General features: G+C 71.5%; 19 protein-coding genes. All 19 read left to right on the top strand.

The window, feature by feature from the left end:
- Positions 1 to 6 precede the first annotated feature (6 nt).
- The 19 genes from LPU43_RS01770 (at position 7) to LPU43_RS01680 (ending at position 14433) form a co-directional block, all read left to right on the top strand.
- Complete coding sequence (locus LPU43_RS01770; RefSeq protein ID WP_229398134.1) at positions 7 to 468, top strand: hypothetical protein; 462 nt, start codon at positions 7 to 9, stop codon at positions 466 to 468.
- Positions 465 to 743 carry a hypothetical protein gene (locus LPU43_RS01765; protein WP_229398132.1) on the top strand — a complete coding sequence of 93 codons (279 nt, stop codon included), beginning with the start codon at positions 465 to 467 and terminating at the stop codon, positions 741 to 743. Before LPU43_RS01770 ends, LPU43_RS01765 begins: the two co-directional genes overlap by 4 nt.
- Entirely contained in the window at positions 740 to 1210 is a 471-nt protein-coding gene (locus tag LPU43_RS01760) for a hypothetical protein (protein WP_229398130.1), read from the top strand. Before LPU43_RS01765 ends, LPU43_RS01760 begins: the two co-directional genes overlap by 4 nt.
- A gap of 54 nt (positions 1211 to 1264) precedes the next feature.
- Positions 1265 to 1492 (top strand): Lsr2 family DNA-binding protein, encoded by a 228-nt coding sequence (locus LPU43_RS01755; RefSeq protein WP_229398128.1) that lies wholly within the window; start codon positions 1265 to 1267, stop codon positions 1490 to 1492.
- Positions 1493 to 1761: 269 nt separating this feature from the next.
- Positions 1762 to 4320 (top strand): phage/plasmid primase, P4 family, encoded by a 2559-nt coding sequence (locus LPU43_RS01750; protein WP_229398127.1) that lies wholly within the window; start codon positions 1762 to 1764, stop codon positions 4318 to 4320.
- 7 nt (positions 4321 to 4327) lie between these two features.
- The gene (locus tag LPU43_RS01745) at positions 4328 to 4645 is read left to right on the top strand and encodes a hypothetical protein (RefSeq protein ID WP_229398126.1); all 318 of its coding nucleotides are present in this window, start codon (positions 4328 to 4330) and stop codon (positions 4643 to 4645) included.
- Positions 4642 to 5337 (top strand): hypothetical protein, encoded by a 696-nt coding sequence (locus tag LPU43_RS01740; RefSeq protein WP_229398124.1) that lies wholly within the window; start codon positions 4642 to 4644, stop codon positions 5335 to 5337. Before LPU43_RS01745 ends, LPU43_RS01740 begins: the two co-directional genes overlap by 4 nt.
- Positions 5330 to 5590, top strand: a complete 261-nt coding sequence (locus LPU43_RS01735; protein ID WP_229398122.1) for a hypothetical protein — start codon at positions 5330 to 5332, stop codon at positions 5588 to 5590. The genes LPU43_RS01740 and LPU43_RS01735 overlap by 8 nt, the downstream gene beginning before the upstream one ends.
- A gap of 222 nt (positions 5591 to 5812) precedes the next feature.
- Entirely contained in the window at positions 5813 to 7702 is a 1890-nt protein-coding gene (locus LPU43_RS01730) for a DNA polymerase (RefSeq protein WP_229398120.1), read from the top strand.
- A 371-nt stretch (positions 7703 to 8073) separates the two neighbouring features.
- On the top strand, positions 8074 to 8379 hold the full coding sequence (locus LPU43_RS01725; RefSeq protein ID WP_229398119.1) for a DUF4406 domain-containing protein: 306 nt from the start codon (positions 8074 to 8076) through the stop codon (positions 8377 to 8379).
- A gap of 226 nt (positions 8380 to 8605) precedes the next feature.
- The gene (locus LPU43_RS01720) at positions 8606 to 9376 is read left to right on the top strand and encodes a hypothetical protein (RefSeq protein ID WP_229398117.1); all 771 of its coding nucleotides are present in this window, start codon (positions 8606 to 8608) and stop codon (positions 9374 to 9376) included.
- A gap of 83 nt (positions 9377 to 9459) precedes the next feature.
- Positions 9460 to 9621 (top strand): hypothetical protein, encoded by a 162-nt coding sequence (locus LPU43_RS01715; RefSeq protein ID WP_229398115.1) that lies wholly within the window; start codon positions 9460 to 9462, stop codon positions 9619 to 9621.
- On the top strand, positions 9618 to 9986 hold the full coding sequence (locus tag LPU43_RS01710) for a hypothetical protein (RefSeq protein WP_229398113.1): 369 nt from the start codon (positions 9618 to 9620) through the stop codon (positions 9984 to 9986). Before LPU43_RS01715 ends, LPU43_RS01710 begins: the two co-directional genes overlap by 4 nt.
- Entirely contained in the window at positions 9983 to 10336 is a 354-nt protein-coding gene (locus LPU43_RS01705; protein WP_229398111.1) for a hypothetical protein, read from the top strand. Before LPU43_RS01710 ends, LPU43_RS01705 begins: the two co-directional genes overlap by 4 nt.
- Entirely contained in the window at positions 10333 to 10833 is a 501-nt protein-coding gene (locus LPU43_RS01700; protein WP_229398109.1) for a hypothetical protein, read from the top strand. Before LPU43_RS01705 ends, LPU43_RS01700 begins: the two co-directional genes overlap by 4 nt.
- A 364-nt stretch (positions 10834 to 11197) precedes the next feature.
- Positions 11198 to 12544, top strand: coding sequence for a SprT-like domain-containing protein (locus LPU43_RS01695; RefSeq protein ID WP_229398107.1), 1347 nt, complete (start codon positions 11198 to 11200; stop codon positions 12542 to 12544).
- Between the two features lie 69 nt (positions 12545 to 12613).
- Positions 12614 to 12823: a hypothetical protein gene (locus tag LPU43_RS01690; RefSeq protein ID WP_229398105.1), complete on the top strand. Its 210-nt coding sequence runs from the start codon at positions 12614 to 12616 to the stop codon at positions 12821 to 12823.
- A 19-nt stretch (positions 12824 to 12842) separates the two neighbouring features.
- Complete coding sequence (locus tag LPU43_RS01685) at positions 12843 to 13373, top strand: hypothetical protein (protein ID WP_229398103.1); 531 nt, start codon at positions 12843 to 12845, stop codon at positions 13371 to 13373.
- Positions 13374 to 13497: 124 nt separating this feature from the next.
- Positions 13498 to 14433 (top strand): hypothetical protein, encoded by a 936-nt coding sequence (locus LPU43_RS01680; protein WP_229398101.1) that lies wholly within the window; start codon positions 13498 to 13500, stop codon positions 14431 to 14433.
- The last annotated feature ends 6 nt before the right edge of the window (positions 14434 to 14439 follow it).

The following is a 14439-nucleotide window of genomic DNA, read 5'->3' as shown; positions in this document are numbered from 1 at the left end:
GGCCGCGTGACCGTGCTCGCCCGCACCCTACCCGATGCACGCGCCGCACGCCGTGCGCTGATTGCCACGCATCCCGAGGTCCGCGGTGCGTTCCTCGCGTCCACGCACGGCGCATGCTGGCGCAACCTGGGCGGTCAGCGCACGGCCCGTGCGTTCGTGGTGCCGGGCGCGGAGACCGGGCCCGGCTACCTGCGGTGCCTCGACGTCTTGCGGCGCAACTTGCGAAAGACGCCGGGGGCTGACGCGGACGTGTGTTTCTTGCCCGTGCCGGTGCCACCTGCGGAACGCGCCGTGCGGGCGGTGCTGGCGCTGCACAAGCCGATCACGGGTACCTACGTCAACGCACCTGACGTCGCCGTGTGCGAGCACTGCACAGCCGGCGGCGACCCGTATTGCTATGTCGCCGATACCTACCCGTGCCCGACGGTCGCCGCGGTGCTGGCCGAGGGCGTCGAGGTGATGCTGTGAGCACCCCTCGCCCGCGCTGCGTTGTCCTAATTGCACACGACGATGCCGAGGCCGCCCGCTACGCCCCGTTCGTCGACCCGCATCGGGTAATCCTGACGTCGGGTGCCACGCGCCCGGCCGTTGACGGGCTACGCGTGACGGCGGTCGTCGAGACCGTGGGTGCCTGGCAGGGCGCTCACTATCACGAGGCTTTGGCCGTACTGCGCCGAAGCCTGGCGTTGCTGCCCCGCGATGCCCCGCGCGCCGTGGCGCTGATCTCGGGAGTCCCCTCGTGAGCGCCGCGAAGCGGAAAGGCACCGCGTACGAAACCCTCTGCGTGCGGGCGCTGCGCCGGGTCGGTATCGGCGCGTACCGCCCGGCGCAAGAGGGGTTCCGCGACACGGGAGACCTTCACGGCATGTCCCCGTGGGTGGCCCAGTGCAAGGCGTACGCGAGTTGGGAAGACGCGATCCGCCTCGGCCTCGACGGCGCAGAGAAACAGCGTTTACACGCCCGCGAGTCGTACGGCGTCGCGTTAGTGAAGCGGGTCCGGCGCAGCGTCGGCGAGTCCTACGCCGTCCAGACGCTAGCGACCTGGGCGCGGGTGTACGTCCGCCTGCGCCGTGCCGAGGCGCTGTTGGCCGAGCACGCCCCCGCGGCGCACGCCGAGCACATGCGACAGGTCGGCGTCGAGCTGTCGACGCCGTTCCCGCTCGGAACCGAGCGAGACCCGGATGAACAATCCGCCGTCGCTGGCGCATAAGCGTTTCGAGAGCCCGGACGGGCACCGTAACCACTACTTCCCCAGGGAGTCACCGTGACCGACATCTACACCTCGACCGAGACCCCGCTTCCCGGCACCTCGGCCCTGAGTGAGACCACCGCCGAGACCACCGCCGAGGCCCCGGCGAGCAACGCCGCGTCGGCCGCCGACGTCCGGGCCTGGGCCCGGTCGCAGGGCCGTACCGACGTCGGCGACCGGGGTCGGCTCTCCCGCACGGTCAAGGAGGAGTTCACCAAGGCGACCGGCCGCCCCGTCGCCTGACCCGCACCGCCCCGCAAACGCCCCCGGCACCTCGCCGGGGGCGTTTTGCATTTCCGGCCCGGCCGCTGAACACCGCGCCGGGCGCTGGCGCATAGGCGCGACATGAAACCGCACCGCGGCCTTCGCCGCTTCCGCCTCGCACCGCGCTTCGAGCACAAGCGGAGCGAGGGCCTGACCACGCGCAGGACCAACGGCGGTACGCGGGCCCTGATCCTGCCCGCGCCGGCCCCCTCGACGTCGTCGACCACCTCGACGGAAGGAATCACCCTGTGAAGTTGACTGACCTCCTCGCCCGCCTCGACGCGGTCGACGACGCCGACGGCTGGATTGCCCGGTGCCCGGCGCACAGGGACAGCCGGCCGTCGCTGCGCATCGCCGTCGGCGAGACCGGCGCGGTGCTGTTGAAGTGCCGCGCCGGGTGCCCGACGGCCCCGGCCCAGCGCGCCGACGACCGGCCCGGCGTGCTCGACGCGCTCGGCATGACCTGGGCGCAGCTCGACGCGATCGACACGGCCGACGCGCCGGCCCGCGCCCGGTCGACGTCCCGCCCGGCGGACCCGTCGGCGGTCGCCGCGCTGGCGGCGCAGCTCGACGGGTGGGCGTCCGCCCTCACCACCCGGGCCGCCGATGGACAGGTGTACGCCTGCGGACAGGCCGGCGGCGCTGCGCAGATTTACGCCGCTGACAGGTTCGGCCTAGACGCGGGCGACTGTGCCCGCCTGGGCCTGGGCCTCGCGCTCGACCTCGGCGGGGGCCCGCGCCTTGTCGTCCCGTTCCGCGACCGCGACGGCGTCCCGCGCGGCTACCAGGCCCGCGCCCTCGACCCGGCCGCGCGGGTGCGCTGGCTGGGCCCGCCGTCGCCCGACGGCGCGAGCTGGGCCAAGGTGGGATGGCTGCCGGGTGAGGCCGGATGGTCGGAAGTGATCGTGACGGAGGGCCCCGGCGACGGCCTGACCGCGTGCGCAACCGGGTACGACGCTGCGCCCGTGCGCGGTGCGGGACAGGCCCCGGCCGCGGTCGCCGCCGAGCTGGTCGCGCTCGCCGCCGGCAGGCCGTTCGTCGTCGTCGGCGACGCGGACCCGGCCGGCGACCGCTTCGCGCGGGGCCTGGTCGCCGAGCTGGCCCGGTGCGGCGAGTCGGCGCGGGCGGTCCGGCCGCCGATCGACGGCGACGACCTGACCGAATGGCGTAAGCGCAACAAGGAAGGCTTTGCTACGGAGTTCGTCCGCGCCGTGGTGACCAGTGAGGACCCGGGCGCGCTGCGGGCGCGCCTCGACGCGTGGACCGACGCGGACCTGACCGAAGTCGCGTCGGCGCGCCGGCTGCGCGAGCACTTCGAGGCGAGCGGGTCCGGCGTGCGGTACTCGCCCGAGGCGGGTTTCTTCATCTTGACCGCGGGCGTGTGGACGCTCGACAGCCTCGACCTAGTCCGCACCACCGCGCAAGACGTGGCGGCAGCCTTGTGGGAGGAGGCTTCCGCACTGGCCGACGCGCTGAAGGAGGTCGCCCAGGCGGGCGACAAGGCCGCAACTAAGGAACTGGGCGCGCGGGTCGGCAAACTGAAGGCGTTCGCTAGGGCTGCGAACAGCTCTCGGGGCATTGACGCGATGGTTAAGGAGCTACGCGCACTGCGCGGGGTGGCTCACGACATCAACGAATTCGACAGCCATCACCACCTCCTTGCCTGCCGAAACGGGGTGATCGACCTCCGCACGGGAAAATTGCTCCCGCATGACCCTGATCTGTTGCTGACCAAGCGCGTCGACATCGAGTACGACCCCGAGGCACAGGCCCCGCGGTGGGAAAAGTTTCTGCGCGAGGTGTTCCCCGCAAACCCGGACCTGCCGGCGTACATGCAAAGGCTGACCGGGTACGGCATCACGGGCGAGACCTCGGAACAGTGTTTCGCGGTGTTCTTCGGCAAGGGCCGAAACGGTAAGGGTGTTTTTACCGAAGTGCTCGCGCACCTGTTCAAGGCTCACACCGTGGCAACGCCGTTCAGCACGTTTGAGGCTAAGCCTGCCGGGGGCATCCCGAACGACATTGCCGCGATGAAGGGTGCGCGGTTGGTGCTGGCGAGCGAGGGCGAGGCCGGGGCCCCGATGGCGGAGTCCCTGCTGAAGCGGGTCACGGGTCAGGACACGATCAGCGCCCGCTTCATGCGGAAAGAGTTCTTCGAGTTCCTTCCGACGTTCCTGATCATGTTGAGCACGAACAACAAGCCCAATTTCAAAGGGCAGGATGAAGGGCTCTGGGCGCGGGTGAAGCTCATCCCCTGGGTGCGCTACTTCGCGCCGCACGAGCGCGACCGGAAGCTGAAGCACAAGCTGATTACCGAGGAGGCCGCCGGCATCCTGGCGTGGGCCGTTCGCGGGGCCGTGGATTGGTACCGCGACGGACTTCAGGACCCGCCGTCGGTTATCGCAGCGACGGCGGAATACCGTTACACGTCCGACGCCCTCGCCGGCCTGTTCCCCGGGGTATTCGTATTCGAGGAAGGGGCGCGCGTTCAGGCACGTATCGCGTGGGACGCCTACCGCCAATGGTGCGAAGACGAGGCACTTCCGGCTAAGGAGCGCTGGACGCGTCGCGCATTCTTCGCCGCGCTCGAAGAACGGAAGGCGACGAAAAAGCGAATGAACACGGGAGTCGTCTTCGAGGGTATCCGCCTCGCCCGTCCCACGGACCGCGCGGCGGACGTCGAGGAGGCCGACGGCGAGACCCGCGAAGAAAAGTCGGCCGAGGCGCGAACAAACCCCGATCCGCTGGCGCATAAGCCGGGCGTAAGCATCCCCACCGCCGGGCCGAGCCTCGACGACGTTTTCTAGGAGTGACATGGATCGCAAGCCGTACGTAATCACGCTCGCCACGCCGCGAGGTGAAACCGCCACCGTGGTCTTGCTCACCGAGGTCGAGGCCGACACGGTCCGATTCGTGGCCGAAGGGATCATCTCGGCCGTCAAGGACGGCGCGATCGACGCCTTCGAGGTCGAGGAGGCCCGCGGCGACTGCGCCGGCTGTGGGGGCCTGGGCGAGTACCCGTCGTGGTCCGGTACCCCGTGCGAGACGTGCAAGGGCGTGGGCACGGTGCCCGCCGACAGCCCGGACGCGCTGAACGGGGCGGTCGTCGAGGGTACGGCGGTGCGCCCGTGACCGCCCCCGCCGACGACTGCGGCGTGACCGGCGGTTGCCGGGCCTGCCCCCTGTTCGCCGCGAACGTGTGCGGCGACCCGGGGTCCGAGACCGAGAGCGCGGCCCAGCCCAACTGGGCCGCGCTGGTCGACGCCTACCTCACGCGCGAACTGGCGCGGCTGTCGCCCCCGGCCCGCTTCGAGGTCGACGGGGCCGGCACGGTGACCGACCGGGACGCGCCACCGCTGGTCATCTGCCAGTACGGCGCGACGCCGCACCCGCTCGACGATGAGTGTCAGCGGGTCACCCCGGCCACCCTCGACGCCCCCGACCGCGACCCGGCGGAGCCGGACCTGAGCGGGTGCGACTACTACCGCGGCAAGGGCACCTGTTCCGAGTCGCCCCGGTGCCGGGCGGAACCGGCGTGCATCACGGACGCGCCGCCGGGCGGGTGGCCGGCGCAGCACGAGGCCGCCACCCCCGACGCCGGACCCGTCCCGGTCTGCGTCCAGACGCCCAGCGGGGTTGTTCCGTGCGGGGTGGCAGTGCTGTGCCGGTCGCCCGAGGAGGTCACCGCGGCCCGCACGGGGTACCGCGTTGTGCGGTACGGGGGTGGCACGGTCCGGTACATCGCCCCGGACGCCCCCGACGTCGACCCGGCCGAGCCGCGGCCGGACGGGGCCGGGTGCTGCGGGGGTGCGTGCGGTGGGTGAGTCCTACCAAGACGCGCTGATGCGCGAGCGGCGCGAGACGCTGACCGCCATTGAGCCGTTCGTCAAGGCCGGTATCGGCATGGTGCGTTACCTCGCGTGGATGGCGGTCGCCCGGCAGGGCGTAACGCTGGCTGACTGGCGGGCGCTGTCGTACCCCCGCCGTGAGCGTGTGCTGATCGCCGACCGGAAGGCGGGCGGATGCCGGCGAATCTGCCCGATCGGGCCTCGACCGCGCGGGACGTGGTCGCGGTGACAGGTGCCACGTGGGAAACCGAGCCGATCGGCCCGCCGACCGATCACGTACACGACGTGTCGTGTTGGTACCGCGGGTGTGAGCGGTACGACGTGCACGGCGACCCCGCCGAGCCGAGCGCCGCGAGCCGTCCCGTAGAGACCGACTGATCCGACCGACCTGCTGAAGGGCCGCTTCCCACCCGGGGGCGGCCCTTCAGCCGTATCCGAAAGGGGGCCGCGCGTGCGGACCCTGACGCACAGCGTCGCCGGCTCGACGGTCGGCATTCACATTCCCGAGCGCCGCGACGACCTCGACCGCTTCCGGGCGTTCCTCGCCCAGGGCGACAAGGTGTTGGCGTTCGACACCGAAACGACCGGCCTCGACGTTTACACGCCTGAGCACCGCCTGCGCCTCGCCCAGTTCGGCAACAGCCGCGAAGCGTGGGTGTTGCGCGCTGACGCGTTCGGCGAGGAGATCGCCGCGGCGCTGCGACAGCCGCGCCCGTACACGATGCACAACGCGCAGTACGACCTGTTGGTGGTCGACAGGCATCTAGGCGTGCGCCTCGAAGACCTGGGTCCGCGGACGTACGACACACGCGTCCTGGCGCACCTCCTCGACCCGCGCGCGCCCCAGGAAGGTGGGATCGGCCTCGCGCTGAAGCCGCTTTCGGCGGTGTACGTCGACCCGGACGCCCCGGACACGCAAGAGGGTCTGACGACCGAGTTCCGTCGCCTCGGGCTGACCAAAGCAACTGGGTGGGCTGGCATCCCGATCGACAATGAGTTGTACACCAGGTATGCAGGTCTAGACGTGATCTTCGCGCACCGCCTGTTCCGCGTGCTGGGCCCGATGGTGCGCGAGATCGGGCTAGACCACCTGTCCAAATTCGAGCATCACCTACAAATCCTGTTGGCTATTCTTCAGCGCCGGGGGTTCCGCCTCGACGTGCCGTACGTCGAGACCCTTCGGACGGACCTCCTCGCCGACGCCGAGGCGTATAAACGCGTCGCGGGTCGGTACGGGGTGACCAACGTCAACAGCACGACGCAGGTCGCCGCCGCGCTTGCCGCAATGGGCGAGGCGCTGACCGAGCGGACGGCGTCCGGCGCGACCAAAGTCGACAAGGGCGTTCTCTTGCCGCTCGCCGATCTGTCGCTCGGGTGGGAACGCCTCGACGTGCGCGCGCCTAACCTGCTCGCTGACGCGGTGCTTCGCAGCAAGCGGGCCGAGAAGTGGGCTACGGCGTACGCGTCGGCGTTCCTCGACCTGAAAGACGCGGACGACCGGCTTCACCCGTCGATCGGCGCGCTTCAGGCCCGGACCGCCCGCATGTCGATCAGCCGGCCCCCGCTGCAACAGCTTCCGTCGTCCGACTGGACGATTCGCCGCGCGTTCGTCGCCGACCCGGGGCACACGATCATTGCGGCCGACTATCAGGCGGTTGAAATGCGGGTACTCGCGGCGCTGGCGGACGTGCCGCGCATGAAAGAGGCAATCGCCAACGGCGAGGATCTTCATGCCTTCACGGCGCGACTGATCGAGGGCGACGGGTTTACGAAGCGTCACCGTAAGCTCTATAAGGGCGTGGGCTTCGGCAAGGTCTACGGGGGCGGGGCGGTAACGCTCGCCCGGCAGACCGGCGCGGACCTCGACGCGGTCAAGCGAGCTATTGCGGCGTACGACCGGGTCTATCCCGAGATCAAGCGGTATTCCCGTCGGCTCATGGAACGCGCAGAGTTCGGCCGGCGCGAGGTTGTCACGCCGAGCGGGCGACACCTACCCCTAGACCGTGACCGCCTGTACGCGGCGACCAACTACGTCGTCCAGTCGACGGCGCGGGACCTCCTCGCCCAGGCAATCGCGGATATCTTCGCCGCCGGCCTCGGCGACCACCTGCTACTGCCGGTGCATGACGAGCTGATCGCCCAGGCCCCCACGGCTGACGCCGAGGAGGTTATTCGGGAGATCGGCCGCGCAATGGAGTCGACATTCTTCGGCGTGCGGATTGAGTCTGACCCCGACGTCTACGGGCCTAGCTGGGGGCACGGCTACGGATGCGCAGAAAAGAAGGGGCGCTGCGTGGTTCGTGAATCGCACCCGCGGAAATGGGGAGTTAGGCATGACTAAGGAGGCGGGACGATGACGCCAAGGCGCGGCGGCCCGCGCCGCGCGGTCGATCTTGCCGACCGCGCGCGGGTCGGGGTGGGAGCGCTCGCAAGGGCCCTACCAGGCGTGATGTCCGCACATCGGTCTACCCCGCCCGGCGCGCGGCCGAGGCACGCCACGGCCGAACGGCCAGCAAATATGCACAGTGCCCGCTCCCTGCGATTCGGCGTGGTTGCGGCGTCGTGCCTGGGTAGTACGCTCGGCGAACGCACTTACCGGCGTGATTCTGGCCCGCGACGGCCGGCGCGCCGGGAAGTGCTGTCGGCGCTTGCGCCGCAGAACGGGGAGGACAGCAAATGATCACCGCACGACGGGCGGACGACCTTACTCGCATGGCAGGGCAGCGCGTGTACCTCCTCGGCCCGAGCACGGGCACCCCGGGCGACCGGGCGGCCCGGTTCGGGGCCGCGCTCGACGCGCTGCGCGCGGCCGGCTGCGAGGTCGTCGCCCCCGGGCTAACCGCCGATGCGGCCGGCGACCTGGTTGCCGACGTCGCCGCCGACATGGACGCGCTGACCGCGGCCGACGTGGTCGTGACGCTGCCCGGCGCTGAGGGCCTGTGGGAGTACGCGCTAGCCGCCGCGCTGGGCCTGCGCGTGGTCGCCTACACGGCGCGCGAGGTGCGCCGGTCGGCGTAGCGCGCACTGTCCGATCGGGGCCCCGGGGGTGATTCCTCGGGGCCCTTTGGTGTTCCGCCCCCGCCCGTACGGCGGGCCCTACCTGCCCGTTCGTACCGATGATCGAACAACTCTTGCGCTAGTCGGTTAGCGGAGTAGCGTCGACAGCGCGCCACCGATCGCACACCCGTTCGATCAAAGGCCGGCCTTCAGCCGGCGACCCCGTCACGCCCCCAGGAGGCTACTTATGTCCATCTACGCCCGACTTTGGGACGCTCCCCACCGCGAGATCGCCGACCCCGCCGAGGAGGTCGAGACCATCGCGGCGGCCCGCGACGGCGACGCCGACGCCTACCTGCGCCTCACCTCGGCCTACGTGCCGCACCTGCGCCGCGCCGTCGCCGCCTTCACCCGGGTACTGCCCCTTGACGACGCCCGTCAGGCCGCCTGGGTGGGCCTGATGTCCGCGGTCAAGGCGTTCGACCCCGCCCGGTCGTCCCGGTTGGTGTCGATCCTGCGTCAGCACATGCACGCCGAGCTGACCGCCGCCGCAGCCCTCGCCGGCACGGGGTTCACGGTCCCGCCCCGCACCGTGGAGCGGTTTTTCGGCATCCTCGCCGCGGCTGACGGCGACCCGGCACGGGCCGCGGACCTCGCCCCGTCGTACGCCATGACCCGTGAGACGTTCTTCGCGGTGCTGGCGGCGGTCACGGCCGGACAGTCGATGGAGGCCGCGATTTCGGCGTACGGCGACGGGTCGCTGTCGCCCGTGGTCACGCCGTCGGCGGTCAGCGAGGCGGAAGACCGGGTGCTGTGCGGCCTCGCGTTCGGCGCGGTCGACGCCGCCGAGGAGTCCGTGTGTCGGCTGAAGTACGGCTTCGACGACCGCGCGGCCGGCGACGAGCTGTCCGACGACGCCGTGGGTCACTACCTCGGCATGTCCCGCCTGAAGGCGTACCGCACGCGCACGCGCGCCCTGGGCAAGATGCGTGCTGCGCTCTGTGCGCTAGACGCCTAGCGCAGAAATCGGGGGCCGGGTGGCGAACAGCCCGGCCCCTGCTGGCGCATATGCCGCCTGTCCCGCAAGAGAGGAATTCCACAATGGACCTGTTCGACTTCGAGGCCGTCCGCACGGCCGACACGGGCGGCGAGGTGTACGACCGCCTTGACTTCGAGGCGCGCGACGCGGTCGACGCCGACGCCGCGGCCCACATGCGCGAGGTCGTGACCGGCCTGCCGGCGCGGCCGGGGGTGCTGCGGTGAGCGCCCCGGAGATCGGCCCCGCCGACTTCGCCCCGCACCGGGCCGAGATCACGGGCTGCGAGTGCCCGACGTGCCGCGAGGTGGCCTACGCGTCGTCGAGTGTGCTCGACGGCCCGACGTCGCCCCGGTCGCTCGCCGCGTGCTCGGCCCTCCTCGCCGAGCTGCGCGGGGGCCGGCACCACCGGATGACGCTCGCCGAGCGGGCCGCCCAGGCGCGCGAGGAGAAGGCCGCCCGCCTCGCCGAGCTGTACGCGGCCGGGGCCCCCGCGAGCGAGATCGCGGCGGTCGAGCGGGGCTACGTCAAGTTTCCGTTTTCCGACCCAGTCAAGGGGTCGGGGATCGGCATTGGCGGGAGAATTCAGTGACCGCCCGCCGCCGGCCCCGCGCCGTCCCGCACCCCGGTTCGGCGTGCTGCGACCCGGCGCAGGATCTCGCAGGGTGGATCACCCGTGAAACCGCCCGCCTCGACGTCGCCGACCGATGGGCACGGGTGCTGTCCCGCCGCGGGCAGCGCTTGCGCCGGGCCGGGACGTCGGCGCTGTCCCGGGGCGACCGGGAGCGCGCCGCGCAGCTCGACGCCGAGGCGCTGTCGTGTTCCGGCCGCGCCATGGCGATATGGCAGACCTCCCAAATGCACCGGGGGCACGTCGAGCGCGTCGCCGAGGCGCACGCATGGCGGCTCTCCCCCGCCCCTACCGAAAGGCTCTCCGCATGACCTCGACGCGCGACCTCCTCGCCCAGCTCCCGCCGCGGCTGATGCACGCCGGTACCGGCCTGCTTAACTGGGTCGAACACAGCAAGTGGGAGCACGCCGACAAGGCGGACGACACCGTACGCAAGCTGACCGAGGAGATCATTCGACTTCGGGCCCACCTGGGCCGGCGCGAGTCGTACCTTCTCGACGAGGAGGCGATTCACCCGACGTTGCCGCGGCGCAGTGACGCCCAGTTCGGCCACGCGATCCACGCGGACACCTGCCCGATGTGCGCCGACGACGTCGAGGTGTTCGCAGCATTGCAGCGGAGCGCCGACCGGAGCGAGGCGGGGCGGATCGCCTACGTCGGCGGGGTTCACGAGATTCAGGAGTACCTACGCGCCCTTGACGACCGGCGCAAGCTGGGCGCGACGTTGCCGACGACGGCCGAGCTGGTCACGGCGATGCAAAAGGCACTTACCAAGTTGGGCGAGCGGGCGCGTAAGGCGTTCGCGTGAGCGCGCCCGCACGCGTGTACCCCCGGGCAGACATCGAGGGCCGTCGGGACGGGGCGGAGTCCTGTCCCGGGGTGTGGGTCCGGGTGCCCGGCACTGAGCGCGAGTACCCCGCGAAGGGCATAGGGACTGTGAAGCTGGTATGCAGCGCCCGGCCGAACCACACCACCGCGGGTTTCTGGTTCTTCCCCGCGCAGACCAGCAACCCGCCGGCTTGACCATTTCCGGGCGTCGCTCGCACTTCCCGCGGGCGACGCCCGTTCGCGCTGTGCCTGTTCACGGGCGTTTTTGGATTCGGGGTTGCGCTAGACGGCTAGCGCAAGCTAGGTTGTTTACACGTTCCGCCCCCGAGCAAGGGAGTTCCGAAATGACCGCGCAGCACTCCACCTGGGCCACCGTCAAGGGTCACGGCAAGCCGGAAACCCTGATGTACCACGGGGGCAACCGGAAGGGCCCCGACGCGAACGGCATCCTGGTCCGTGTGGAGCGTTACCACTCCGGCTACTTCCTCCGCGCGGTGGAGGGTGGCCGGGCGGTTCGTGACCTGGGCGTGGCGTCGCGGTTCTGGGCCGCGCCGGTCGAGGTGACCGACACCCCTGAGCCGAAGACCGTGACCGACGTGTCGGCCCCGGTCGCGGGCGCGGTCCCCACCCCCGCCCAGGCGCGTGCCCTGGTCGCCGCGCTGATCGACCAGGCGTACCACGGCCGCGACTTCGCCGACCTGTTCGCGAGCAACGCCCGCGCCGACATGATCGCCCGCATGCACGCCGCCGGGTGGGTCGAGGACCCGGAGGTTATCGGCCTCCCGAGCAAGGCGTTTCGCGTGACCCTCGCCGGCCGCGACGCGGTCGCGCACCTGATCCCGCAGCGCGCGATCGACCGGGCGCACGCGGCGGCGCTGCGGGAGCACGCCGAGCGCGAGGGCCGGCACCTGACGAAGGTCGGCGTTCCTCACCGGACGGTGTGCGGAAAGGTCGCGGCTAACGTGCCCGTCACCGCGCTGCCGCGGAAGGCAACGTGCCCGAAGTGCGTCCCCGTCCCGCCCGCGTGGCCGGTCGCCGCCCGGCGCGAGGAGACCCCCGCCCCGCGCGTCTGCAACGCCGAGGCCCCGGCCCAGGGGCGCGCGTTCGGTACCCGGGAGGAATGGTTGGTCGAGGCCGTCGACATGTTCGTCCCGATCTTCGCGGCCGTAGGCGCGCAGCTCCCGCGCGTGCGCGTCTCCGTCGGGTGGCCGGGCGTGTCCAGCCGGAAGGGCCTTCACAAGGTCATCGGGCAGTGCTGGGCGAGCACGGTCAGCGCCGACAAGGTCCCCCAGGTGTTCATTTCGCCCGTACTCGACGACGCCGGGACCGTGCTCGCCACGCTCGCGCATGAGCTTGTGCACGCGGTCGACGACTGTGCGAGCGGTCACAAGGCCCCCTTTGCTCGCCTCGCCCGTGGGATCGGCCTCGCCGGCAAGATGACTGCGACCCATGCCGGCGACGCCCTCGCGGCCCGCCTCGCCGAGATCGCCGACCACCTCGGCCCGTACCCACACGCCCGGCTGTCGACCGGCGCGGCCGGGGCCGGGGCCGGCGAGAAGAAGCAAACTACGCGAATGATCAAGTGCGAATGCGGGTGCGGGTATGCGGTCCGCACGACGCGGAAATGGTTGGACTCCGTCGGGGCCCCGATTTGCCCTGCCTGCGTGGAGCGCCTGACGGTCTGCGACTAGCGCACCGGGGCGCTTGCCGGTACCGATACGCTCGGCCGGCAAGCGCCCCGACTCCATTAGGGAGAGACCGTGTACCAATCGCCATACCCGCAGCACACGCCCGCCGCCGAGGAGGCCGCCCGGCAGAAAGCCGGGCTGTTCCGCGCCGGCAAGGTCGCCGCGTGGGTGTGGGTCGTGCTGACCATCGGGACTATCGCACTGATCGCCATTTGCTGCGGACTGTGCGTGCTGGGCGGTGCTCTCGGGGTGGTGCTCCCTGCGCCATCCCCCACCCCGTAACGAACAAAGGAGAGACACAATGGAGACGACCACGGCCGGCAAGCTGACGGCGGGGGCACGGGTCCTGATCACGACGGACCCGCACGCCCCGGCGACCTTCGCCACCGGCCCGGACGACGGCCGGGCGGCGATCGTGACGGCTACCGAGAAGACGGGCCGCCGCCGGCTGATCCGTACGGACCTCGGCGACGTCGAGGCGGGGCCGACGGCGCGCGTCGTGCTCGCGCCGACCTCCGTCGAGGTCGAGGAGGGCGCGCCCGCCGAGGTCGAGGCCGCGCCCGCCGTCGAGGAGACCCCGCCGCCGGCCCCGACCGCCCACCCGACGGCGGTCGCCGCGGTCGACCCGGCGGGGCGGTTGACCACGTCGAGCACGGTCACGGTCGAGGGCCGTACCGCGCCCGTGCCGGCCCGGACCGAGCGCGCTGGCATCCTTGCCCCCGTCCGCCTCGCTGAGGCGCTGTCGTCGCTCGGGTGGCGTCCGGTGACCCGGTGGGAGACCGGCCCCGGCGGGGGCAGCGTGACGTGTTTGGTCGCGCCCGTCGAGGACTAGTCACACCCCGTTTAAACGCCCCGTGACCTGGGATTTCCCAGGCACGGGGCGTTTCTACTTGCGCTAGACGGTTAGCGCAGCTATTGTCCTCTCTATTCCCGGCCCCGCTCGAAAGGATCTCCCCGTGACCCGCGCCCCCGCCGACGGTATCCGTTGGATCTACGCCGGGATGATTCTCGGCCTCCTCGCCTCAATCGCGTTCAACGTGGGCCATGCGTTCATCGCCCCGGCTGGGGCCTCGGCGAGCTGGGCCCCGTCGCCGGGCCGCATCCTGTTCGGCGTGTTCCTGCCCGCGGCTGTCGGCATTTTGCTCGAAGTGCTGACCCGGGTCGCGTGGCCGCACAGCGCGGGGTCGACGGCGCTGCGATTCTTGGGCGTCGGGTCGGTCGCACTCGCCGCCGGCTACGTCTCGTATCTGCACACGTCCGGCGTGCTGGCGCACTGGGGCGAGGATCGCCGGACGCAGGTGCTAGGCGCGCTGGCAGTTGACGGCCTGTTGGTGATGTGCTCGACGGCGCTGGTGCTGATCCGTCGCGCGCCGGCCGAAGGCCCGTCGCTGGCTGACCGCCTGGGCGCGGTGGTGGACACGCTCGCCACGGCCGAGCACGTTGCCCCGCCCGCCCAGACGTTCGCCACGGCCCCGGCGCAGCCCGCCCCCACCGCAGACACCTACGCCCCCGCCCCGGCCCCGCACGCGGATTCCTGGGCCCCCGCGCTGGACGCTGTCGCCGCGCCGGTCGAGGCAGTCCCGCCCGCCGTCGAGGTCGAGGCCCCCGCCGACGTCGAGACCGCGGCCCCCGCGCCCGCCGACCCGCGACGGGTGACCGCCGTCGAGATCCCGGCCGCGTGGCCGTCGGCGTGGCCGACCGACCCGACCGAGCGCCGCGCAGAGATTCGGCGTGTGGTGACGCTGCTGAAGGCCGAGCACCCGAAGAGGTCGCAGCGCGACATTGAGGCCCTGACCGGCGTGCCTCGCTGGACGCTGCGCGACGCGCTCGCCGAGGAGGCCGCGCCCGCGCCGACCAGCCCGCCGGTTCTTCAGCTTGTTTCGACGTCCTGACCTGCC

This window comes from Micromonospora okii (assembly GCF_020884795.1).
Classification (GTDB): domain Bacteria; phylum Actinomycetota; class Actinomycetes; order Mycobacteriales; family Micromonosporaceae; genus Micromonospora; species Micromonospora okii.
Note: the sequence above shows the minus strand (reverse complement) of the source record. Positions and strands in the feature narration are given on the sequence as shown.